The organism is Streptomyces sp. NPDC001880 (genome assembly GCF_053594575.1).
Window position 1 is genome coordinate 1 of sequence record NZ_JBSFET010000291.1, and the last position, 1,252, is coordinate 1,252.

At 66.9% G+C, this 1,252-nt stretch carries 1 protein-coding gene and 1 pseudogene; one reads left to right on the forward strand and one right to left on the reverse strand.

Annotated features, from left to right (window positions below):
* Positions 1–806 (reverse strand): serine/threonine-protein kinase (locus ACWCQ6_RS37355; RefSeq protein ID WP_451096971.1); only part of this gene is annotated, 806 nt, incomplete at its 3' end.
* A gap of 127 nt (positions 807–933) precedes the next feature.
* On the opposite strand from ACWCQ6_RS37355, the pseudogene ACWCQ6_RS37360 reads away from it, so the two are divergent.
* Positions 934–1,143 (forward strand): annotated as a pseudogene (locus tag ACWCQ6_RS37360) (IS5/IS1182 family transposase); the annotation flags it as partial.
* Positions 1,144–1,252: the final 109 nt, after the last annotated feature.

Here is a 1,252-nt window from a genome sequence, read left to right on the forward strand (position 1 = left end):
CGCTGCTGGACCTGCTGTGCCGACTGGGGGCGCCGGTCGGGATCACGCTCCAGTAGTTCGGCGACGAGCGCGGTCACCTCCGGCGGCAGGCCGGGGCGGAACGCGTCGAGGGGCGGGGCCTCCTCGTCGAGTTTGCGTCGCACGACCGCGATGCTGTTGTGCCCGGTGAAGGGCGGTCGGCCGGCGAGCATCGCGAAGAGGATTCCACCGAGTGCGTACAGGTCGGAGCGTTCGTCGCCGCGCTCCGTGAGGAACTGCTCTGGTGCGCCGAACTCCGGCGTTCCGGCCGGGGTCAGTTGGGAGGAGCGCGCCACGGTGAACGCGGCCTGGACGAACCCGGCGATCCTGAAGTCGATGACCTTCACCAGCCCGTCGCCGGTGAGGATGACGTTGTGAGGCTTGATGTCGTAGTGGATGACCTGGGCCCGGTGGGCGGCCTCCAGCGCGGTGCAGATGCCGCTGGCGATGGCCACGGCACGCGTCAGGGGGAAAGGACTCTCGGCCTGGAGACGCGCCGTGAGCGTCTGGCCGTCCACCTTCTCCATGACCAGGAACAACACGTCGTCGTGGACGCCCCGGTCGTACAGGGCGGCAACGTTGGGGTGGACGATCTGGGCAGCGGCCACCGCCTCGCGCTCGAACCGCCGGGTCAGGTCAGACTGGGTAATCCCGTCGAGATTTAACAGCTTGAGCGCGATCTCACGGTGGAGCACGCGATCCCGCGCGGCCCACACTTCGCCCATGCCACCCCGACCCAGACGGCCGATCAGCTCGTAACGGTCCGCGATCAGCTTTCCCCGCTCCACGGGGCCATCCTACGAGACGCCTCCACACCCGCGAAGACGGCGGGAGCGCGGCCACCACACCGTCTCTCCAGCCTCCTCGGCGCACACACGGGTTAGTCCTGGTGACGATGCCGGCGAGACCTCAGCCGACCAGGCCGCCCACCGCAGACGGCGCGGCAGCCGGGGCAGCAGACCACCCGCCTTCGATCGCGAGGCCTACAAACAGCGCAACACCGTCGAACGATGCATCAACCGCATCAAACACTGGCGCGGCCTGGCCACCCGCTACGACAAGACCGCAACCATCTACCTCGCCGGACTCCACATCGTAGGCATCTTCATCTGGTCCGCACGATGATCTAAACGAAAGTACCTAGTAGTACTTCGTTAGGTTGATTTGATCTCGGTGGTTGCGGTGGCGCATGCTGCGGCCTGTGGATCTTGGTGAGGTGGAGCGGCTCCGTGAA